We start from the raw sequence: 20,883 nt of genomic DNA on the forward strand, positions 1-20,883 counted from the left end.
GTTATTCAAAGAAATTCGCGCCAGGTAAGGTGTTCACTGTATATAAGGTGATAAGGGTATTTTAGGTGAAAGTAGTTTGACGTTTTGAGTGAAACTGTTTGATGCTGATTGCCCAATGCGACGCTGTTGCGTCTTCTCAGGCCTACGATTATGTTGCGTTGTAGGGCGGACAAGGCACCCGCGCCGCATCCGCCAACGGTCAATCGAATTATCAGAAGCCATTAACGCCGCTGATATTCCGCCATTCCCGCTTTGCAGTCCACGCTGACCTGGTAATGAATATCGGCACTTTTACCACGCACGGTTAGCGGTACTGACCATTTATCATCTTTCCCCTGAATGTCCTGCAAACTGACCCATGCCACGGGGTCGGCCTGACCGACAATTTTTTGATCATCAGCCCAGCGCGCCACGCGATTTTGTTGGTAATCACGTTTTACGCTCGCGGCAATTCCGGCAGCATCCAGACCTTCACACTTTGGGAAAGTGACCGACTTGCTGGTTTCATTATTGGCAGCGAAAACTGATGCGCAGGCAGAAACCAACAACAGCCCTAAAAACGCCCCTCTTTTTTTCATGTTTTTCTCCATAGCACAATGATTCAGGAGAAAGCATGGTACAAATTGTCAGGAGCGCAAGTTGCTTCAGGCCGCGTGTGAGGCATCTTCCTCTTCGGATTCAGCACCGACGACCTGTGGGGACGGTAATTTGCCGGTTTTCAGAATGGTGCTCAGCACATCTTTTTGTTCTGCCAGCCATAGCGAAAGGGCTTCACGTTGCTCATCTTCCATTTGCACTGGAGAATTTGTCAGCCAGGTGTCAAGCAGATCGGCCGTATCAAGCATCTTGTCATAAGCATCGGCTTCCTTTTTGCTGGTAAACGACATTTTCTCTTCGCCCTCACGAATGACTACGTATTTAACTTCAACCGCCATTTGCAGCCTCTCATAATAACTGTGATTTTATACAGTATATTTATTTTCAGCTGGGAAATCAACATCAGCAATAAAGACACGCGCAAACGTTTTCGTTTATACTGCGCGCGGAATTAATCAGGGGATATTCGTTATGACGTTATTAGGCACTGCGCTGCGTCCGGCAGCAACTCGCGTGATGTTATTAGGCTCCGGTGAACTGGGTAAAGAAGTGGCAATCGAGTGTCAGCGTCTCGGCGTAGAGGTGATTGCCGTCGATCGCTATGCCGACGCACCAGCCATGCATGTCGCGCATCGCTCCCATGTCATTAATATGCTTGATGGTGATGCATTACGCCGTGTGGTTGAACTGGAAAAACCACATTATATCGTGCCGGAGATCGAAGCTATTGCCACCGATATGCTGATCCAACTTGAAGAGGAAGGACTGAATGTTGTCCCCTGCGCTCGCGCAACGAAATTAACGATGAATCGCGAGGGTATCCGTCGCCTGGCGGCAGAAGAGCTGCAGCTGCCCACTTCCACTTATCGTTTTGCCGATAGCGAAAACCTTTTCCGCGAAGCGGTTGCCGCCATTGGCTACCCCTGTATTGTTAAACCGGTGATGAGTTCTTCCGGTAAAGGGCAGACGTTTATTCGTTCTGCAGAGCAACTTGCTCATGCATGGGAGTACGCTCAGCAAGGTGGTCGCGCCGGAGCGGGCCGCGTAATTGTTGAAGGCGTCGTTAAGTTTGACTTCGAAATTACCCTGCTAACCGTCAGCGCGGTGGATGGCGTCCATTTCTGTGCACCGGTAGGTCATCGCCAGGAAGATGGCGACTATCGTGAATCCTGGCAACCACAGCAAATGAGCCCGCTTGCCCTTGAACGTGCGCAGGAGATTGCCCGTAAAGTGGTGCTGGCACTGGGCGGTTATGGGCTGTTTGGTGTCGAGCTGTTTGTCTGCGGTGATGAGGTGATTTTCAGTGAAGTCTCCCCTCGCCCGCATGACACCGGGATGGTGACGCTAATTTCTCAGGATCTCTCGGAGTTTGCCCTGCATGTACGTGCCTTCCTCGGACTTCCGGTTGGCGGGATCCGCCAGTATGGTCCTGCTGCTTCTGCCGTTATCCTGCCGCAACTGACCAGTCAGAATGTCACGTTTGATAATGTGCAGAATGCCGTAGGCGCAGATTTGCAGATTCGTTTATTTGGTAAGCCGGAAATTGATGGCAGCCGTCGTCTGGGGGTAGCACTGGCTACTGCAGAGAGTGTTGTTGACGCCATTGAACGCGCGAAGCACGCCGCCGGACAGGTAAAAGTACAGGGTTAAACCCGGCAAAAAAACGCTACAAAAATGCCCGATCCTCGATCGGGCATTTTGACTTTTACAGCTTAGCGCCTTCTACAGCTTCACGCGCCAGCTTAGTAATGCGGTCGTAATCGCCCGCTTCCAGCGCATCTGCCGGAACCAGCCAGGAACCACCGATGCACAGCACGCTTTTCAGCGCCAGGTAGTCACGGTAGTTAGCCGGAGAAATACCACCTGTCGGGCAGAAACGGACCTGAGAGAACGGACCCGCGATCGCCTGCAGGGCTTTCACACCGCCGTTAGCTTCAGCCGGGAAGAATTTGAACTCTTTCAAACCGTAGTCCATACCCAGCATCAGTTCGGAAACAGTGCTGATCCCCGGAATCAGAGGAATAGTCCCTTCGGTAGCAGCTTTCAGCAGCGGCTCGGTCAGACCCGGGCTAATTGCAAACTGTGCACCTGCTTCAGTGACTTCTGCCAGCTGCTGTGGATTCAGCACCGTACCGGCACCCACAATCGCTTCAGGCACTTCTTTGGCGATAGCACGGATAGCGTCAACTGCGCACTCGGTACGCAGAGTCACTTCCAGAACGCGCACCCCACCAGCAACCAACGCTTTTGCCATCGGCACCGCGTGTTCCAGTTTTTTTACCACGATAACCGGTACAACCGGGCCGGTGGTCAGGATTGATTCTGCACTTGTTTTCCAGTTTTTCATCAGAGTTTTCTCTCGCCTGATTACAAATTTGTCGTCTTAAAAAGTGATACAGGTTGCGCCCTGTTCGGCACCGGACAGTTTTTCACGCAAGGCGCTGAATAATTCACGTCCTGTTCCCACGCGTGACGCGCTCAGGTCAGGAATGTGCGGTTCGCGAGCAGCCAGTTCCGCTTCGTCTACCAGCAGCGTCAGTTCGCCTGTCTGTCCATTCACACGAATGATGTCCCCGTCGCGCACTTTTGCCAGCAGCCCGCCATCGTAGGCCTCTGGTGTTACGTGGATAGCTGACGGCACTTTACCTGAAGCGCCGGAGAGTCGTCCATCGGTAACTAACGCAATTTTGAAACACCGGTCCAATAATACACCAAGTGGCGGCATGAGTTTATGTAATTCTGGCATTCCGTTCGCTTTTGGCCCCTGATGACGGACAACAACGACACAATCGCGGTCCAGTAAACCCGCTTCAAAGGCCGGCATAACGTCATGCTGGCTTTCAAAAACAACCGCTGGCGCTTCAATCACCTGGTTCTCTACCGGCACGGCAGAGGTTTTCATAACCGCTCGCCCCAGGTTACCGCTTAACACTTTTGTCCCACCATGATGAGAGAAAGGTTGTTCGAAGGACGCGATCACATTGTTGTCGAGTGATTTTTCTGCCCCTTCCCGCCAGTCCAGTTCACCATTATTCAGCCATGGTTCAAGGGTATAACGAGACAGACCAAAGCCTGCCACCGTATTGACATCTTCATGCAGCAGGCCTGCTTTGAGCAGTTCACGTACCAGAACCGGTACGCCACCTGCCGCCTGGAAGTGGTTAATATCGGCCGGACCGTTCGGGTAGAGACGTGCCATCAGCGGTACAACATCAGAAAGGTCAGAGAAGTCATCCCAGTTAATCTGAATACCGGCTGCGCGCGCCATCGCCACCAGGTGCATGGTGTGGTTAGTGGAACCACCGGTCGCCAGCAGTGCAACGATACCGTTCACCACCACTTTCTCATCGATCATCTTACCGATCGGCATCCATTCATTACCATTACCGGTCATGCGCGTAACCTGGCGCGCAGCTGCAGCGGTCAAAGCATCGCGCAGCGGAGAATCCGGATGAACAAAAGAAGAGCCTGGCAACTGCATCCCCATAAACTCCACCACCATCTGGTTGGTGTTGGCAGTACCGTAGAAAGTACATGTTCCCGGCGCATGATAAGACGCGGCTTCTGACTCCAGTAGTGCCATGCGGTCCACTTTACCTTCGGCATAAAGCTGGCGAATACGCACTTTTTCTTTATTTGGCAAACCGCTTGCCATCGGTCCAGACGGCACAAACACCGCAGGCAAATGACCAAACGACAGGGCTGCCATGGTCAGACCCGGGACAATCTTGTCGCACACACCGAGAAACAGAGCACCATCAAACATGTTATGGGACAGCCCCACCGCCGCAGACATCGCAATCACTTCGCGGCTTAACAGCGACAATTCCATTCCATCCTGCCCCTGGGTGACACCATCACACATCGCCGGAACACCGCCCGCAACCTGACCAACCGCATTCGCTTCATGCAGGGCTTTACGAATGATTTCCGGATAGTGTTCATAAGGCTGGTGAGCGGAGAGCATGTCGTTATAGGAGGTGATGATGGCGATATTGTTACGCAACATGCTTTTCAAAGAGGCTTTGTCTTCTGGCTGGCAGGCAGCGAAACCGTGTGCCAGGTTACCGCATGCCAACTGCGAACGATGAACGGTCGAAGTTTTCGCTTGTTCTATCCGGGCGAGGTAAGCAGAGCGAGTCTCGCGCGAACGTTCAATGATTCGATTTGTTACGCGTAACAATTGTGGATTCATAAAGGCTCCTGAAATTGAGTTGTCAGAGCAGGATGATTCACAACACGTTTCATTCAGAGGATTCATGACTGAAACGCCTGTAACCGGAGCTCATAGGGCAAAAACGTTTCAGTCAGTGTAATAAAAAAAGCCTCGTGGGTGAATCCGCACGAGGCCTGAAAGTGTAAAAATTGTTCTACAATCTGTGCAAGATCATGTTACCGGTAAAATAACCATAAAGGATAAGCCCAGATATTACTCAAACTCATTCCAGGAACGACCGTCACGGGTAATCATCGCCACCGAGGCAACGGGGCCCCAGGTTCCGGCCTGATACGGTTTCGGCGCATCATTGTCCATCGCCCACGCCTCAGTAATGGAGTCTACCCATTTCCAGGCTTCTTCCACTTCATCACGACGTACAAACAGTGCCTGAATACCACGCATGGTTTCCAGCAGCAGACGTTCATAGGCATCTGCCAGATGCGTTTGATTAAAGGTTTCTGAATAGCTCAGATCCAGCTTGGTGATTTGCAGGTTATGTTTGTGGTCAAGGCCAGGAACTTTATTCAGTACCTGGATATCCACGCCTTCATCAGGTTGCAGACGGATAGTCAGTTTATTCTGCGGCAGATCCTGCCACGACTCTTTAAACAGATTCAGTTCAGGTGTTTTGAAATAGACCACGACTTCAGAACATTTGGTCGGCAGACGTTTACCAGTACGCAGGTAGAATGGCACACCGGCCCAGCGCCAGTTATCAATGTCGACGCGGATCGCCACGAAGGTTTCTGTATTGCTGCTCTTGTTCGCGCCCTCTTCTTCCAGATAGCCCGGCACTTTTTTGCCCTGAGCGAAGCCCGCAGTATATTGCCCGCGTACGGTTTTTTCGCGCACGTTGGAGCGGTCGATGCGGCGCAGAGACTTCAGTACTTTCACTTTTTCATCGCGGATGCTGTCTGCGCTCAGGTCAGACGGCGGAGACATCGCAATCATGCAAAGAATTTGCAGCAGGTGGTTCTGGATCATGTCGCGCATCTGACCGGCTTTATCAAAATAGCCCCAGCGCCCTTCGATCCCCACTTCTTCTGCCACGGTAATCTCAACATGATCAATGGTGCGATTGTCCCAGTTGTTCACAAACAGAGAGTTAGCAAAACGCAACGCCAACAGGTTCAGCACTGTTTCTTTACCAAGATAGTGGTCGATACGGTAAACCTGGCACTCCTCGAAGTATTCGCCAACCTGATCGTTGATTTCCTGCGAGGTCGCCAGCGACGTCCCCAGCGGTTTTTCCATGACTACGCGTGCCGGTTTAGCATTCAGTTTTGCCTCACCAAGCCCTTTGCAAATTGCGCCAAAAGTGCTGGGCGGCATGGCAAAGTAGTTAATGGTGATACGATTTTTTTGATCCAGCATCGCGCCGAGACGGCTGAATGCAGCAGTGTCATTGACATCAAGATTACAAAAATCCAGACGTGCACTCAGGGTGTCCCATAAACCTTCATCAATGGTTTCTTTCATGAAAGTTTCGAGCGCCTCGCGGACAACTTTGGTATAAGCCGCTTTATCCCAGTCAGCACGCCCTACGCCGATAATCCGGGTGTCCGGGTTGAGCTGACCGGCTTTTTCCAGTTGATACAGGGAAGGCAGCAATTTACGACGCGCAAGGTCGCCTTTCGCGCCGAAAATGACCAGGTCACAGGCCTGGGCTGTTTGCGTTACCGCCATGTCATTCTCCTTAAGTTAACTAACCCGGTACTTAAGCCAGGGTATACTTGTAATTTTCTTACGGTGCACTGTACTGCTTTTACGAGCTTGCGAAAACTGTAAACGCTTATCCACCCGTGCGATTACGGTAAAAGCGCGCAAAGTGCGGCAAAACTGATAAAAAAATCATCGTTTTCCATTGGGTAAAAATCTGACACTGATCATGTTATGAAAAAAAATAACAACTTTTTTATCTGCTTTTGTCATTAACACAGCACACAGGCGTAATATCTGACAAAACTGCATTTCGATTTCTTTCAGAGCGGAAATCGTCATTACCCGTGAGTCTCTTTACATCATGAATATGCTGGAAAAAATCCAGTCTCAGCTGGAACATTTGAGCAAATCTGAGCGCAAAGTTGCCGAGGTCATTCTGGCTTCGCCCGATAACGCGATCCATTCGAGTATTGCTGCTCTGGCGCTGGAAGCCAATGTTAGCGAACCGACGGTGAATCGTTTCTGTCGCAGCATGGACACACGCGGTTTTCCTGATTTTAAACTTCATCTGGCACAAAGTCTGGCGAATGGCACTCCCTATGTTAATCGCAACGTCAATGAAGATGACAGCGTTGAATCATACACGGGGAAAATATTTGAGTCCGCAATGGCAACGCTCGATCATGTCCGTCATTCACTGGATAAATCTGCCATCAACCGCGCCGTCGACTTGCTCACTCAGGCAAAAAAAATCGCCTTTTTCGGATTAGGTTCTTCAGCCGCCGTTGCCCACGATGCGATGAATAAGTTCTTTCGTTTTAATGTTCCGGTGGTGTACTCCGATGATATCGTGCTGCAACGCATGAGTTGTATGAATTGTAGCGACGGAGACGTGGTGGTGCTGATTTCTCACACGGGAAGAACAAAAAATCTGGTCGAGCTGGCGCAGCTGGCACGCGAAAACGACGCTATGGTAATTGCCCTCACCTCTGCGGGTACCCCACTCGCCCGGGAAGCAACGCTGGCAATTACCCTCGACGTACCGGAAGATACTGACATTTATATGCCCATGGTTTCTCGACTTGCACAGCTGACCGTGATAGATGTGCTGGCGACAGGATTTACTTTGCGGCGCGGTACAAAATTCAGAGATAACTTGAAGCGGGTCAAGGAAGCGCTGAAGGAATCGCGTTTTGATAAGCAGTTACTTAATTTAAGTGACGATCGCTAAAAACGACTGTCACTGTCCTAATCTTATACGACATCCGAATGAGATTAATTTATCGCCATCACGGCGTTATTTCATTCGGATTTCATGTTCAAGCAACACCTGGTTGTTTCAGTCAACGGAGTATTACATGTCCAGAAGGCTTCGCAGAACTAAAATCGTTACCACGTTAGGCCCGGCAACAGATCGCGATAATAACCTTGAAAAAGTTATCGCGGCGGGTGCCAACGTTGTACGTATGAATTTTTCTCACGGCTCGCCTGAAGATCACAAAATGCGCGCGGATAAAGTTCGTGAGATTGCCGCAAAACTGGGGCGTCATGTGGCTATTCTGGGTGACCTCCAGGGGCCCAAAATCCGTGTATCCACCTTTAAAGAAGGCAAAGTTTTCCTCAATATTGGGGATAAATTCCTGCTCGACGCCAACCTGGGTAAAGGTGAAGGCGACAAAGAAAAAGTCGGTATCGACTACAAAGGCCTGCCTGCTGACGTTGTGCCTGGTGACATCCTGCTGCTGGACGATGGTCGCGTCCAGTTAAAAGTACTGGAAGTCCAGGGCATGAAAGTGTTCACCGAAGTGACCGTCGGTGGTCCCCTCTCCAACAATAAAGGTATCAACAAACTTGGCGGCGGTTTGTCGGCTGAAGCGCTGACCGAAAAAGACAAAGCAGACATTAAGACTGCGGCGTTGATTGGCGTAGATTACCTGGCTGTCTCCTTCCCACGCTGCGGCGAAGATCTGAACTATGCCCGTCGTCTGGCACGCGATGCAGGATGTGATGCGAAAATTGTTGCCAAGGTTGAACGTGCGGAAGCCGTTTGCAGCCAGGAGGCAATGGATGACATCATCCTCGCCTCTGACGTGGTAATGGTTGCTCGCGGCGACCTCGGTGTGGAAATTGGCGATCCGGAACTGGTCGGCATTCAGAAAGCGTTGATCCGTCGTGCACGTCAGCTAAACCGCGCGGTAATCACGGCGACCCAGATGATGGAATCAATGATTACTAACCCGATGCCGACGCGTGCAGAAGTCATGGACGTAGCAAACGCCGTTCTGGATGGTACTGACGCTGTGATGCTGTCGGCAGAAACTGCTGCTGGTCAATACCCGTCAGAAACTGTTGCAGCCATGGCGCGCGTTTGCCTGGGGGCGGAAAAAATCCCGAGCATCAACGTTTCTAAACACCGTCTGGACGTTCAGTTCGACAATGTGGAAGAAGCCATTGCCATGTCAGCAATGTACGCGGCTAACCACCTGAAAGGCGTTACGGCGATCATCACCATGACCGAATCGGGTCGTACCGCGCTGATGACCTCCCGTATCAGCTCTGGTCTGCCAATTTTCGCCATGTCACGCCATGAACGTACGCTGAACCTGACTGCTCTCTATCGCGGCGTTACGCCGGTGCACTTTGATAGCGCTAATGACGGTGTAGCAGCTGCCAGCGAAGCGGTTAATCTGCTGCGTGATAAAGGTTACTTGATGTCTGGTGACCTGGTGATTGTCACCCAGGGCGACGTGATGAGTACCGTGGGTTCTACTAATACCACGCGTATTTTAACGGTAGAGTAAGTACGTTGCCGGATGCGGCGAAAACGCCTCATCCGGCCTACAGTTCAATGATAATTCAACAGATTTCGAATCTTCTGAAGCAAACTTGAACTTATCATCAGTCGAAGGCCTCTCCTCGCGAGAGGCATTTTTTATTTGATGGGATAAAGATCTTTGCGCTTATACGGTTGGATTTCGCCCGGTTTGCGAGTTTTCAGCAATTTTAATATCCAGGTGTATTGTTCTGGTCGCGGACCAACAAAAATCTCGACTTCTTCATTCATCCGCCGCGCAATCGTATGATCATCCGCCTCTAACAGATCATCCATCGGTGGGCGCACCTGAATCGTCAGACGATGCGTCTTGCCATCATAAATCGGAAACAGCGGTACAACGCGCGCACGGCACACTTTCATCAAACGACCAATCGCGGGCAACGTCGCTTTATAGGTGGCAAAGAAATCAACAAATTCGCTGTGTTCTGGGCCATGATCCTGATCGGGTAAATAATATCCCCAGTAACCCTGACGTACCGACTGGATGAATGGTTTAATACCATCATTTCTCGCATGCAGACGACCACCAAAGCGACGGCGCACCGTGTTCCAGACATAATCAAAAACCGGGTTGCCCTGATTATGGAACATCGCTGCCATTTTCTGCCCTTGCGAGGCCATCAGCATGGCAGGAATATCGACGGCCCAACCGTGCGGCACCAGAAAAATCACTTTCTCGTTATTACGCCGCATCTCTTCGATGATCTCCAGCCCTTGCCAGTCAACGCGCGGCTGAATTTTCTCCGGCCCGCGTATTGCCAACTCAGCCATCATTACCATCGCTTGCGGCGCGGTGGCAAACATCTCATCTACAATCGCTTCGCGTTCAGCTTCACTACGTTCTGGAAAGCAGAGCGACAGATTGATTAACGCACGACGGCGTGAGCTTTTTCCCAGTCGTCCGGCAAAACGTCCCAGCCGTGCCAGAATGGGATCACGGAACTTTGGCGGCGTTAAAGCGATACCCGCCATCGCTGCTACGCCCAGCCATGCTCCCCAGTAGCGCGGGTGGCGAAAGGATTTATCAAACTCAGGAATGTATTCGCTATTATTTTTTTTCGTTTCCATGCTTTTCCAGTTTCGGATAAGGCAAAAATCAATCTGGTGATAGTGTAGCGGCGCAACTTGCCCCGCACCAAATAAAAAAGCCGGTACTGACTGCGTACCGGCTGCGAATGGATGTTAATTAATCAAACCGTAGCTGCGGCACAATCTCTTTGGCCTGTGCCAGGAATTCGCGACGATCGGAGCCGGTCAGCCCTTCGGTACGCGGCAGTTTTGCCGTCAGCGGGTTTACGGCCTGCTGGTTTATCCATACTTCATAGTGCAGATGCGGCCCGGTTGAACGTCCGGTATTACCGGAAAGCGCGATACGGTCGCCACGTTTCACCTTCTGTCCCGGTTTCACCAGGATCTTGCGCAAGTGCATATAACGCGTGGTGTAGCTGCGACCATGACGAATAGCCACATAATAACCTGCTGCGCCACTGCGTTTGGCAACCACCACTTCACCGTCACCCACTGAAAGCACTGGCGTACCTTGTGGCATGGCAAAATCAACACCTCTGTGTGGCGCAACGCGACCGGTCACCGGATTAGTACGACGCGGGTTAAAGTTAGATGAGATACGGAACTGTTTCGCCGTCGGGAATCGCAAGAATCCTTTCGCCAGACCAGTACCGTTACGATCGTAGAATTTGCCATCTTCAGCGCGGATTGCGTAATAATCTTTACCTTCTGAACGCAAACGTACGCCCAGCAGCTGGCTTTGCTCACGTTTACCATCAAGCATTTCTCGTGACATTAACACCGCAAATTCATCGCCTTTTTTCAGTTTGCGGAAATCCATTTGCCACTGCATGGCTTTAATCACTGCGCTCACTTCGGCGCTGGTTAAACCGGCGTTTCTGGCGCTGGCAACAAAGCTTCCCCCGACGGTACCTTTCAGCAGATTGTTGACCCACTCTCCTTGCTGCATTTCGCTGGTCATTTTAAAACCGTTAGCGGCAGTACGGTCATAGGTTCGGGTTTCACGACGAGACACTTCCCAGGTGAGGCGCTGCAGTTCGCCGTCCGCGGTTAATGTCCAGGAGAGTTGTTGACCGATTTTCAGGTTACGCAATTCTTTGTCGGCAGCAGCCAGTTGGGTGATATCACCCATATCAATACCATACTGATTGAGAATGCTGCTTAGCGTATCGCCAGTGGAAACAACATATTCATGCACGCCCGCTTCACCGGCGATTTTGTCATCCAGTTCGTCCTGGGGAATGGCTTCATCTTCTTGTGCAGCTTGATCAATCGGCTCACTGGCTTCAGGTAAGAGCGAACGAATTTCGTTCTGTTCCAGCTCAATGGTTTTGACAATTGGCGTGGCATCGCGGTGATAAACATAGGGCCGCCAGACAGCGACGGCCAGAGTAAGAACGGTGAGCGACCCCAACATAACGCGGTGTGGTCGCGGTAAATTATTAAACGCCAGGGCGACAGAGCGGGCTATCTGTTGCACGTAATCACTTCCTCATTAATCTCCTTTCAGGCAGCTCGCATACTGGTTGGCTAATTGATTCAGGAATTCTGAATAGCTTGTTTTACCCAGTTTGATATTCGTCCCCAGGGGATCCAACGTTCCCATACGAACGGATGTCCCTCGTGCGACGCTCTCAACGACCGCTGGCCTGAACTGTGGCTCAGCAAAAACGCAGGTTGCTTTTTGCTCAACCAACTGTGTTCTTATTTCATGTAAACGCTGCGCGCCAGGTTGAATCTCAGGGTTAACGGTAAAATGACCAAGCGGTGTCAGTCCGAACTGTTTTTCGAAGTAGCCGTAAGCATCGTGAAAAACGAAATAACCTTTCCCCTTGAGCGGCGCGAGCTCGTTACCAACCTGCGTTTCGGTTGAGGCTAATTGTGCCTCAAAATCCTTCAGGTTGGCGTCAAGTTTGGCTCGACTTTGCGGCATAAGTTCCACTAATTTTCCATGGATTGCAACCGCTGTAGCCCGCGCTATATATGGGGAAAGCCAAAGATGCATGTTGAAATCGCCGTGATGGTGATCTTCGTCACTTTTTTCCGCGTGATCGTGATCATCATCATCGTCGTGAATACTTTTCATCAGCAGCGGTTTCACATCTTCTAGCTGCGCAATCGTTACCTGTTTCGCTTCTGGTAATTTACTTACCGGTTTTTGCATGAACGCTTCCATCTCCGGGCCAACCCAAACGACTAAGTCCGCGTTCTGTAAGCGTTTTACATCCGATGGACGCAGTGAATAATCATGTTCTGAAGCGCCGTCAGGCAGTAAAACCTGCGTTTCTGTTACCCCATCAGCAATGGCAGAAGCGATGAACCCAACCGGTTTAAGCGAAGCGACAACGGCGGCATCTGCGGCCTGTGTTGCACCGCCCCAGAGAGCGGCGGATAATGCTGCGAAAAGAAGCGTTTTTTTATGTAACATAATGCGACCAATCATCGTAATGAATATGAGAAGTGTGATATTATAACATTTCATGACTACTGCAAGACTAAAATTAACATGACAAGTCTGGTTTCCCTGGAAAATGTCTCGGTTTCTTTTGGCCAACGCCGCGTCCTCTCTGATGTGTCGCTGGAACTTAAACCTGGAAAAATTTTGACTTTACTTGGGCCAAATGGCGCAGGTAAGTCGACACTGGTACGGGTAGTGCTCGGGCTGGTAACACCCGATGAAGGGGTTATCAAGCGCAACGGAAAACTGCGCATCGGCTATGTACCGCAGAAGCTGTATCTCGACACCACGTTGCCACTGACCGTAAACCGTTTTTTACGCTTACGCCCTGGCACACATAAAGAAGATATTTTGCCTGCACTGAAACGTGTCCAGGCCGGGCATCTGATTAACGCACCGATGCAAAAGCTCTCGGGTGGCGAAACGCAGCGTGTACTGTTAGCGCGAGCATTGTTAAATCGACCGCAATTATTAGTGCTGGATGAACCCACTCAGGGCGTGGATGTGAATGGTCAGGTGGCGTTATATGACCTTATTGACCAACTGCGTCGTGAACTGGATTGTGGCGTTTTAATGGTATCTCACGATCTGCATCTGGTAATGGCAAAAACCGATGAAGTGCTTTGCCTGAATCACCACATTTGTTGTTCCGGCACACCGGAAGTTGTTTCCCTGCATCCGGAGTTTATTTCTATGTTTGGTCCTCGTGGTGCTGAACAACTGGGTATCTATCGCCATCATCATAATCATCGTCACGATTTACAGGGACGAATTGTTTTGCGTCGGGGAAATGATCGCTCATGATTGAATTATTATTTCCCGGTTGGTTAGCCGGGATCATGCTCGCCTGTGCCGCGGGTCCGCTGGGTTCGTTTGTAGTCTGGCGTCGTATGTCTTATTTCGGTGATACGCTGGCTCATGCCTCATTACTTGGCGTCGCGTTTGGTTTGTTGCTGGACGTGAATCCATTCTATGCGGTGATTGCAGTTACGCTGCTGCTGGCGGGCGGTCTGGTATGGCTGGAGAAGCGTCCACAGCTGGCGATCGACACGTTATTAGGGATTATGGCGCACAGTGCCCTGTCGCTGGGCCTGGTAGTCGTTAGTCTGATGTCTAATATTCGTGTTGATTTGATGGCTTACCTGTTCGGTGATTTACTGGCAGTGACGCCAGAAGATCTCATCTCTATTGCGATTGGCGTAGTCATCGTGGTGGCTATTTTGTTCTGGCAATGGCGCAATTTGCTGTCGATGACGATTAGCCCGGATCTGGCGTTTGTTGATGGTGTGAAATTACAGCGCGTGAAATTGTTGTTGATGCTGGTGACGGCATTGACGATTGGTGTAGCGATGAAATTTGTCGGCGCGTTGATTATTACTTCACTGCTGATTATTCCTGCTGCTACTGCACGTCGCTTTGCCCGCACGCCGGAACAGATGGCTGGTGTCGCTGTTTTGGTGGGGATGGTGGCAGTGACTGGCGGTTTAACCTTTTCCGCATTTTACGATACACCTGCAGGCCCGTCGGTGGTGCTATGCGCGGCACTGTTATTTATTCTCAGTATGATGAAAAAACAGGCCAGCTAATCTTTCGCTGAACATATTTGTCGGATGCGGCGCGAGCGCCTTATCCGACCTACGGTTCGCTATCTCTGGTAGGCCTGATAAGACGCGAACGGCGGCGCACCAGGCAACACTGCCAGTGTCGGATGCGCCGCGAGCGACCGATCCGACTTACGGCATTTCTGGCGGCGTGATGCCGAAGTGGTTCCACGCCCGCACTGTCGCCATACGCCCGCGCGGTGTACGCTGCAAAAAGCCTTGCTGAATCAAATAAGGTTCCAGCACATCCTCAATGGTTTCACGTTCTTCGCCAATGGCTGCCGCCAGGTTATCCAGACCTACCGGCCCACCAAAGAACTTATCGATTACCGCCAGCAACAATTTGCGGTCCATATAATCGAAACCTTCAGCATCGACATTCAACATATCCAGCGCCTGAGCAGCGATATCTGCCGAGATGGTGCCATCGTGCTTCACTTCGGCGAAATCACGCACTCGACGCAGCAGACGGTTGGCAATACGTGGCGTACCGCGCGCACGACGAGCAACTTCCAGCGCGCCGTCATCACTCATCTCAAGCCCCATAAAGCGTGCGCTGCGACTGACGATATATTGCAGATCCGGCACCTGATAAAACTCCAGACGTTGCACAATACCAAAACGATCGCGCAACGGTGATGTCAGCGAACCTGCGCGTGTGGTTGCACCAATCAGGGTAAACGGCGGCAAATCAATTTTAATGGAGCGTGCCGCCGGACCTTCACCAATCATGATATCCAGTTGGTAATCTTCCATTGCCGGATACAACACCTCTTCCACCACTGGTGAAAGACGGTGGATCTCATCAATAAACAGTACATCGTGTGGTTCAAGGTTAGTGAGCATTGCTGCCAGATCGCCCGCCTTTTCCAGCACCGGACCAGAAGTCGTGCGTAAATTAACGCCCATTTCATTGGCGACAATATTGGCAAGCGTAGTTTTACCCAACCCCGGAGGACCAAAAATCAATAGATGATCGAGGGCATCGCCGCGCAGTTTCGCTGCTTTGATGAAAATCTCCATCTGCGAACGAACCTGCGGCTGACCAACATACTCTTCCAGTAATTTAGGGCGAATGGCGCGATCTGCCACATCTTCCGGCAAAGTGGTACCGGCAGAAATCAGACGGTCTGCTTCAATCATCCTTTACCTCATAACGCAGCGCGTAGGGCTTCGCGAATTAATGTTTCACTGCTGGCGTCAGGGCGAGCGATTTTGCTCACCATGCGGCTTGCTTCTTGTGGTTTATAGCCCAGTGCCACCAGCGCAGCAACCGCTTCCTGTTCAGCATCGTCGGTCGCCGGGCTGGCAGGAGACGTGAGTACCAGGTCGGCGGCTGGCGTAAAGAGATCGCCATGCAAACCTTTAAATCGGTCTTTCATTTCGACAATCAAGCGTTCGGCGGTTTTTTTGCCAATACCCGGCAGTTTCACCAGTGCCCCCACTTCTTCACGCTCAACGGCATTAACGAACTGCTGCGCTGACATTCCGGAGAGGATCGCCAGCGCCAACTTCGGGCCGACGCCGTTGGTTTTGATCAACTCTTTGAACAACGTGCGCTCTTGTTTATTGTTAAAACCGTACAGCAGTTGCGCGTCTTCACGCACCACAAAGTGGGTGAAAACGATCGCTTCCTGACCCGCTTCAGGGAGTTCATAAAAACAGGTCATCGGCATATGCACTTCATAGCCTACGCCGCCCACTTCAATTAACACCAGCGGGGGTTGTTTTTCAATGATGATGCCTCTGAGTCTGCCTATCACATGACGCTCCTGCGTAATGAATCAAAGATAATGCTGTATGATAAAAAAATGCTGGATAGATATCCAGCGAAGGATGAAGAAAACTTGCGAGGTGTCTCGATGATCTGAAAAATGGCGCAGTATAATTTATTCTACAGATTATATTGGAAGCAAATATTTAAATATTACATATTCAGCGAAGAAATGTGTAATAAAAATACACATTGCGACCCCTGAAAAAAAAATAAATTTTTTATGCTATTACGTATATTCATATCTATTTCAATGGAATGACAACGTGAATATTAATTATCCTGCTGAATATGAAATTGGTGATATCGTCTTTACATGTATAGGTGCTACCTTATTTGGTCAAATATCAGCTGCATCAAATTGCTGGAGTAATCACGTCGGGATCATTATCGGTCATAACGGTGAAGACTTTCTGGTTGCAGAAAGCCGTGTTCCCCTCTCAACCATCACTACGCTATCCCGTTTTATTAAACGCTCTGCTAATCAACGCTATGCTATAAAGCGATTAGACGCCGGGCTAACAGAACAACAAAAACAACGAATTGTTGAACAGGTTCCCTCCCGGCTACGCAAACTTTACCACACCGGTTTTAAATACGAATCTTCGCGCCAGTTCTGTTCAAAATTTGTTTTTGATATTTATAAAGAGGCGCTATGTATTCCGGTGGGTGAAATAGAGACGTTTGGAGAATTGTTAAATAGCAATCCGAATGCAAAACTCACTTTCTGGAAATTCTGGTTCTTAGGTTCTATTCCGTGGGAGCGTAAAACCGTCACGCCAGCCAGTTTGTGGCATCATCCGGGTTTGGTGTTGATTCACGCGGTGGGAGTTGAAACGCCTCAGCCTGAACTGACCGAGGCGGTATAACTTAACGCAGTCGCCCTCTCGCCAGGTTCAGTCGCGATTCGCTCATTTGCATCGCATTCTGACTAACGTGGCAGTGGGTGATGGCAATCGCCAGCGCATCGGCGGCATCCGCCTGTGGATTAGCGGGCAGTTTCAGCAAGGTGCGGACCATATGCTGCACCTGGCTTTTTTCGGCACTACCAATACCTACCACTGTTTGCTTTACCTGACGTGCCGCATATTCAAATACCGGCAATTCCTGATTCACCGCCGCCACAATCGCCACGCCACGCGCCTGCCCCAGTTTCAGGGCTGAGTCAGCGTTCTTCGCCATAAAGACCTGTTCAATGGCGAAATAATCAGGCTGGAATTGGGTGATGATTTCCGTCACGCCCGCATAGATGAGCTTCAGACGAGACGGTAAATCATCCACTTTGGTGCGTATGCATCCGCTACCCAGGTAGGACAGTTGCCTGCCTACCTGGCGGATGACGCCATAGCCGGTCACGCGCGAACCCGGGTCAATGCCGAGAATAATAGCCATCACGCGTCTCCGTTTTGCTGTTTAGCAAGCCTCATCAGAGAGTCGCTGCAACCTCATCAGAGATTTCACCGTTATGGTAAACTTCCTGCACGTCGTCGCAATCTTCCAGCATATCGATCAGACGCATCAGTTTCGGTGCGGTTTCTGCATCCATATCAGCTTTGGTGGACGGGATCATGGAAACTTCCGCGCTGTCTGCTTTCAGACCTGCCGCTTCCAGAGCGTCGCGTACTTTGCCCATTTCTTCCCATGCAGTGTAGACATCAATCGCGCCGTCATCATAGGTCACAACGTCTTCAGCACCGGCTTCCAGGGCTGCTTCCATGATGGTGTCTTCATCGCCTTTCTCGAAGGAGATCACGCCTTTTTTGCTGAACAGATAAGCTACGGAACCATCAGTACCGAGGTTACCGCCACATTTGCTGAATGCATGACGCACTTCAGCAACGGTACGGTTGCGGTTGTCAGACAGACATTCAATCATGATTGCCGTGCCGCCAGGACCGTAACCTTCGTAGATGATGGTTTCCATGTTTGCATCATCATCACCGCCCACACCTCGTGCAATTGCGCGGTTCAGAGTGTCACGGGTCATGTTGTTAGACAGTGCTTTATCAATTGCTGCACGCAAACGCGGGTTAGCGTCCGGATCACCACCGCCCAGCTTAGCCGCGGTTACCAGCTCACGAATGATTTTAGTGAAGATTTTACCGCGCTTAGCATCCTGCGCAGCTTTACGATGTCTGGTGTTGGCCCATTTACTATGACCTGCCATAAAAATATCTCCAGATAGCCCTGCCTGTTCAGGCAGCGTTAATTACAAACTGTTCAATCGCCTGCCGGTTGCTCCAGGACTTAGTGAGCGCCGCCGCAGCAGACGCATCAAGCCACTTGTAAGCCAGATGTTCAGTGAAAACGATCTGGCGCTCGTGCGGAAGCGCAAGACAGAACCATGATTCCGTATTACGCGTCACGCCCGGCGCATAGCGATGACGTAAATGTGAAAAAATTTCAAACTCTACCGTGCGCTGACAGTCAATTAAGGTCAGTTGTTCAGCGACAACATCAATGGTGACCTCTTCCTTTACTTCGCGCATGGCAGCTTGCGGCGCGGTTTCACCCTCTTCCACGCTGCCGGTTACCGACTGCCAGAAATCGGGATCGTCACGCCGCTGCAACATCAGCACCCGTTTCGTATCTTGTGCGTAGATGACCACTAAGATCGAAACGGGACGCTTATAAGCCATATCAGTTATTCTCAGCCTTCTTCACAACCTGAATGCTCAGCTCAGCCAGTGCAGTCGGGTTAGCAAAGCTCGGTGCTTCAGTCATCAGACACGCCGCCGCCGTGGTTTTCGGGAAGGCGATAACGTCACGGATATTGTCGGTGCCGGTCAGCAGCATCGTCAGACGGTCAAGACCGAATGCCAGACCTGCGTGCGGCGGAGTACCGTATTTCAGGGCGTCGAGCAGGAAGCCGAATTTCTCGCGCTGTTCCTCTTCGTTGATACCCAGAATACCAAACACCGTCTGCTGCATATCACCATTATGGATACGCACAGAACCACCGCCCACTTCGTAACCATTGATGACCATATCGTAAGCATTAGCCACCGCATTTTCCGGTGCAGCTTTCAGTTCTGCTGCCGTCATGTCTTTCGGTGAGGTGAACGGATGGTGCATTGCCGTCAGGCCGCCTTCACCGTCGTCTTCAAACATCGGGAAGTCGATAACCCACAGCGGTGCCCATTTGCTTTCGTCGGTCAGACCAAGGTCTTTACCCACTTTCAGGCGCAGTGCCCCCATCGCGTCGGCAACAATTTTCTTGTTGTCGGCACCGAAGAAAATCATATCGCCATCTTGCGCGCCAGTACGCTCCAGGATGGCTTCAATGATTTCTGCATTGAGGAACTTCGCTACCGGGCTGTTGATACCTTCCAGACCTTTCGCGCGTTCGTTAACTTTGATGTAAGCCAGACCTTTCGCGCCGTAGATTTTAACGAAGTTACCGTATTCGTCGATCTGCTTACGGGTCAACGATGCGCCGCCCGGAACACGCAGAGCGGCAACACGGCCTTTCGGATCGTTCGCCGGACCTGCAAATACTGCAAACTCAACAGATTTCAGCAGATCGGCAACGTCGGTCAGTTCCATCGGGTTACGCAGATCCGGTTTATCAGAACCATAACGGCGTTCTGCTTCTGCAAAGGTCATTACCGGGAAATCGCCCAGATCCACGCCCTTCACTTCCAGCCACAGATGACGCACCAGCGCTTCCATCACTTCACGCACTTGCGGCGCGGTCATGAAAGAAGTTTCCACATCGATCTGAGTAAATTCAGGCTGACGGTCAGCACGCAGGTCTTCGTCACGGAAGCATTTAACGATCTGATAGTAGCGGTCAAAGCCGGACATCATCAGTAGCTGTTTGAACAACTGCGGGGATTGCGGCAGCGCGTAGAATTTACCTTTGTGCACACGAGAAGGCACCAGGTAGTCACGCGCGCCTTCCGGCGTGGCTTTGGTCAGCATCGGAGTTTCGATGTCGAGGAAGCCGTGGTCATCCATAAAACGGCGCACCAGGCTGGTGATTTTAGCGCGGGTTTTCAGGCGCTGAGCCATTTCCGGGCGACGCAGGTCGAGGTAGCGGTATTTCAGACGCGCTTCTTCGGTGTTGACGTGGTTAGAGTCAAGCGGCAGAACATCTGCACGGTTGATGATAGTCAGCGAGGACGCCAGTACTTCGATTTCGCCAGTCGCCATATCGCGGTTAATATTTTTTTCGTCACGCGCACGTACGGTGCCCGTGACCTGAATGCAGAACTCATTACGCAGTTCAGAGGCCAGCTTTAACGCGTCCGCACGATCCGGATCGAAAAATACCTGCACGATACCTTCGCGGTCGCGCATATCGATGAAGATCAGGCTACCAAGATCACGACGACGGTTGACCCAACCACACAGAGTCACCTGCTGCCCCACGTGGGACAAACGGAGCTGTCCACAATATTCTGTACGCATGAGATATCCCTTAACTTAGCTGCCGGCGGATGCCCCCTGCTGCGCAGGTGACCAAGTCGCAGCGTTAGCTGTATGTCACAACTGAATGAAAAAAGGCGGCTATTATACTGGAAATTCTGCCGCACCGTAAGAGCCTGGCCCGCGCTGGAACGCCTCGTTACCACTTTATATCGGGCCTGAAATCAGACTCTACGCCAGTTTGCTATAAAGGTGTTGTCCGAACTCATAAAAATTAACAAAATTTGTCGTTCCGCCATCGGCTAATCGCATTAAGGTGAGAGGCACGATTTTGTT

The 20,883-nt window shown here is 51.0% G+C and carries 21 protein-coding genes; 6 read left to right on the forward strand and 15 right to left on the reverse strand.

The features are described from left to right. Positions 1 to 221: 221 nt before the first annotated feature. Together yebF and yebG are read right to left on the reverse strand one after the other, a co-directional pair. Positions 222 to 578, reverse strand: coding sequence for a protein YebF (gene yebF / locus ACJHYO_RS11835; RefSeq protein ID WP_001295500.1), 357 nt, complete (start codon positions 576 to 578; stop codon positions 222 to 224). A 66-nt stretch (positions 579 to 644) separates the two neighbouring features. Beyond that, positions 645 to 935: a DNA damage-inducible protein YebG gene (gene yebG / locus ACJHYO_RS11840; RefSeq protein WP_000257738.1), complete on the reverse strand. Its 291-nt coding sequence runs from the start codon at positions 933 to 935 to the stop codon at positions 645 to 647. A 133-nt stretch (positions 936 to 1,068) separates the two neighbouring features. On the opposite strand from yebG, the gene purT reads away from it, so the two are divergent. Next, positions 1,069 to 2,247: a formate-dependent phosphoribosylglycinamide formyltransferase gene (gene purT / locus ACJHYO_RS11845; protein WP_000173466.1), complete on the forward strand. Its 1,179-nt coding sequence runs from the start codon at positions 1,069 to 1,071 to the stop codon at positions 2,245 to 2,247. 55 nt (positions 2,248 to 2,302) lie between these two features. Here the strand turns inward: purT and kdgA are convergent, their stop codons facing one another. The 3 genes from kdgA to zwf all read right to left on the reverse strand — a co-directional run bounded on the left by kdgA (position 2,303) and on the right by zwf (position 6,502). Further along, complete coding sequence (kdgA, locus tag ACJHYO_RS11850; RefSeq protein WP_000800512.1) at positions 2,303 to 2,944, reverse strand: bifunctional 4-hydroxy-2-oxoglutarate aldolase/2-dehydro-3-deoxy-phosphogluconate aldolase; 642 nt, start codon at positions 2,942 to 2,944, stop codon at positions 2,303 to 2,305. Positions 2,945 to 2,980: 36 nt separating this feature from the next. Beyond that, complete coding sequence (gene edd, locus ACJHYO_RS11855; RefSeq protein WP_001069461.1) at positions 2,981 to 4,792, reverse strand: phosphogluconate dehydratase; 1,812 nt, start codon at positions 4,790 to 4,792, stop codon at positions 2,981 to 2,983. A gap of 234 nt (positions 4,793 to 5,026) precedes the next feature. Beyond that, a complete protein-coding gene (gene zwf / locus ACJHYO_RS11860) occupies positions 5,027 to 6,502 on the reverse strand; it encodes a glucose-6-phosphate dehydrogenase (RefSeq protein ID WP_000301727.1) in 1,476 nt (491 codons plus the stop codon). Positions 6,503 to 6,839: 337 nt separating this feature from the next. Between zwf and hexR the strand changes: the two genes are divergently transcribed. Both hexR and pyk read left to right on the forward strand, forming a co-directional pair. Beyond that, complete coding sequence (gene hexR / locus ACJHYO_RS11865; protein ID WP_001056695.1) at positions 6,840 to 7,709, forward strand: DNA-binding transcriptional regulator HexR; 870 nt, start codon at positions 6,840 to 6,842, stop codon at positions 7,707 to 7,709. Positions 7,710 to 7,836: 127 nt separating this feature from the next. Beyond that, positions 7,837 to 9,279 carry a pyruvate kinase gene (pyk, locus tag ACJHYO_RS11870; RefSeq protein ID WP_000091149.1) on the forward strand — a complete coding sequence of 481 codons (1,443 nt, stop codon included), beginning with the start codon at positions 7,837 to 7,839 and terminating at the stop codon, positions 9,277 to 9,279. Between the two features lie 131 nt (positions 9,280 to 9,410). Here the strand turns inward: pyk and lpxM are convergent, their stop codons facing one another. The 3 genes from lpxM to znuA all read right to left on the reverse strand — a co-directional run bounded on the left by lpxM (position 9,411) and on the right by znuA (position 12,771). After that, positions 9,411 to 10,382: a lauroyl-Kdo(2)-lipid IV(A) myristoyltransferase gene (lpxM, locus tag ACJHYO_RS11875; protein ID WP_001296141.1), complete on the reverse strand. Its 972-nt coding sequence runs from the start codon at positions 10,380 to 10,382 to the stop codon at positions 9,411 to 9,413. Positions 10,383 to 10,500: 118 nt separating this feature from the next. Then, positions 10,501 to 11,823, reverse strand: coding sequence for a murein DD-endopeptidase MepM (gene mepM, locus ACJHYO_RS11880; protein ID WP_001184045.1), 1,323 nt, complete (start codon positions 11,821 to 11,823; stop codon positions 10,501 to 10,503). Positions 11,824 to 11,838: 15 nt separating this feature from the next. Further along, positions 11,839 to 12,771, reverse strand: coding sequence for a zinc ABC transporter substrate-binding protein ZnuA (znuA, locus tag ACJHYO_RS11885; RefSeq protein WP_085446830.1), 933 nt, complete (start codon positions 12,769 to 12,771; stop codon positions 11,839 to 11,841). Between the two features lie 78 nt (positions 12,772 to 12,849). Here znuA and znuC point away from each other — a divergent pair, with 78 nt between their 5' ends. Both znuC and znuB read left to right on the forward strand, forming a co-directional pair. Further along, positions 12,850 to 13,605, forward strand: coding sequence for a zinc ABC transporter ATP-binding protein ZnuC (znuC, locus tag ACJHYO_RS11890; RefSeq protein WP_000202996.1), 756 nt, complete (start codon positions 12,850 to 12,852; stop codon positions 13,603 to 13,605). Then, the gene (znuB, locus tag ACJHYO_RS11895; RefSeq protein ID WP_000571479.1) at positions 13,602 to 14,387 is read left to right on the forward strand and encodes a zinc ABC transporter permease subunit ZnuB; all 786 of its coding nucleotides are present in this window, start codon (positions 13,602 to 13,604) and stop codon (positions 14,385 to 14,387) included. The genes znuC and znuB overlap by 4 nt, the downstream gene beginning before the upstream one ends. A gap of 147 nt (positions 14,388 to 14,534) precedes the next feature. Here znuB and ruvB read toward each other — a convergent pair whose 3' ends face one another. The 3 genes from ruvB to yobI form a co-directional block, all read right to left on the reverse strand. Then, positions 14,535 to 15,545, reverse strand: a complete 1,011-nt coding sequence (ruvB, locus tag ACJHYO_RS11900) for a Holliday junction branch migration DNA helicase RuvB (RefSeq protein WP_000568522.1) — start codon at positions 15,543 to 15,545, stop codon at positions 14,535 to 14,537. An 8-nt stretch (positions 15,546 to 15,553) separates the two neighbouring features. Then, positions 15,554 to 16,165 carry a Holliday junction branch migration protein RuvA gene (gene ruvA / locus ACJHYO_RS11905; RefSeq protein ID WP_000580323.1) on the reverse strand — a complete coding sequence of 204 codons (612 nt, stop codon included), beginning with the start codon at positions 16,163 to 16,165 and terminating at the stop codon, positions 15,554 to 15,556. Positions 16,166 to 16,303: 138 nt separating this feature from the next. Continuing rightward, positions 16,304 to 16,369, reverse strand: coding sequence for a stress response small protein YobI (gene yobI, locus ACJHYO_RS11910; RefSeq protein ID WP_072123646.1), 66 nt, complete (start codon positions 16,367 to 16,369; stop codon positions 16,304 to 16,306). 73 nt (positions 16,370 to 16,442) lie between these two features. Between yobI and ACJHYO_RS11915 the strand changes: the two genes are divergently transcribed. Then, positions 16,443 to 17,045 carry a YebB family permuted papain-like enzyme gene (locus ACJHYO_RS11915; protein WP_001024939.1) on the forward strand — a complete coding sequence of 201 codons (603 nt, stop codon included), beginning with the start codon at positions 16,443 to 16,445 and terminating at the stop codon, positions 17,043 to 17,045. A gap of 1 nt (position 17,046) precedes the next feature. Here the strand turns inward: ACJHYO_RS11915 and ruvC are convergent, their stop codons facing one another. From ruvC to aspS, 4 genes are read right to left on the reverse strand one after another with little or no spacing between them, the layout of a single operon-like run. Further along, positions 17,047 to 17,568, reverse strand: coding sequence for a crossover junction endodeoxyribonuclease RuvC (gene ruvC / locus ACJHYO_RS11920; protein WP_001295503.1), 522 nt, complete (start codon positions 17,566 to 17,568; stop codon positions 17,047 to 17,049). Positions 17,569 to 17,602: 34 nt separating this feature from the next. Further along, positions 17,603 to 18,343: a YebC/PmpR family DNA-binding transcriptional regulator gene (locus ACJHYO_RS11925; protein WP_000907234.1), complete on the reverse strand. Its 741-nt coding sequence runs from the start codon at positions 18,341 to 18,343 to the stop codon at positions 17,603 to 17,605. 28 nt (positions 18,344 to 18,371) lie between these two features. Then, positions 18,372 to 18,824: a dihydroneopterin triphosphate diphosphatase gene (nudB, locus tag ACJHYO_RS11930; protein ID WP_077393227.1), complete on the reverse strand. Its 453-nt coding sequence runs from the start codon at positions 18,822 to 18,824 to the stop codon at positions 18,372 to 18,374. Beyond that, complete coding sequence (aspS, locus tag ACJHYO_RS11935; RefSeq protein WP_001258675.1) at positions 18,817 to 20,589, reverse strand: aspartate--tRNA ligase; 1,773 nt, start codon at positions 20,587 to 20,589, stop codon at positions 18,817 to 18,819. Before aspS ends, nudB begins: the two co-directional genes overlap by 8 nt. Positions 20,590 to 20,883: the final 294 nt, after the last annotated feature.

The sequence above is a fragment of the Escherichia sp. WS1118 genome, from assembly GCF_046487695.1.
Classification (GTDB): domain Bacteria; phylum Pseudomonadota; class Gammaproteobacteria; order Enterobacterales; family Enterobacteriaceae; genus Escherichia; species Escherichia coli.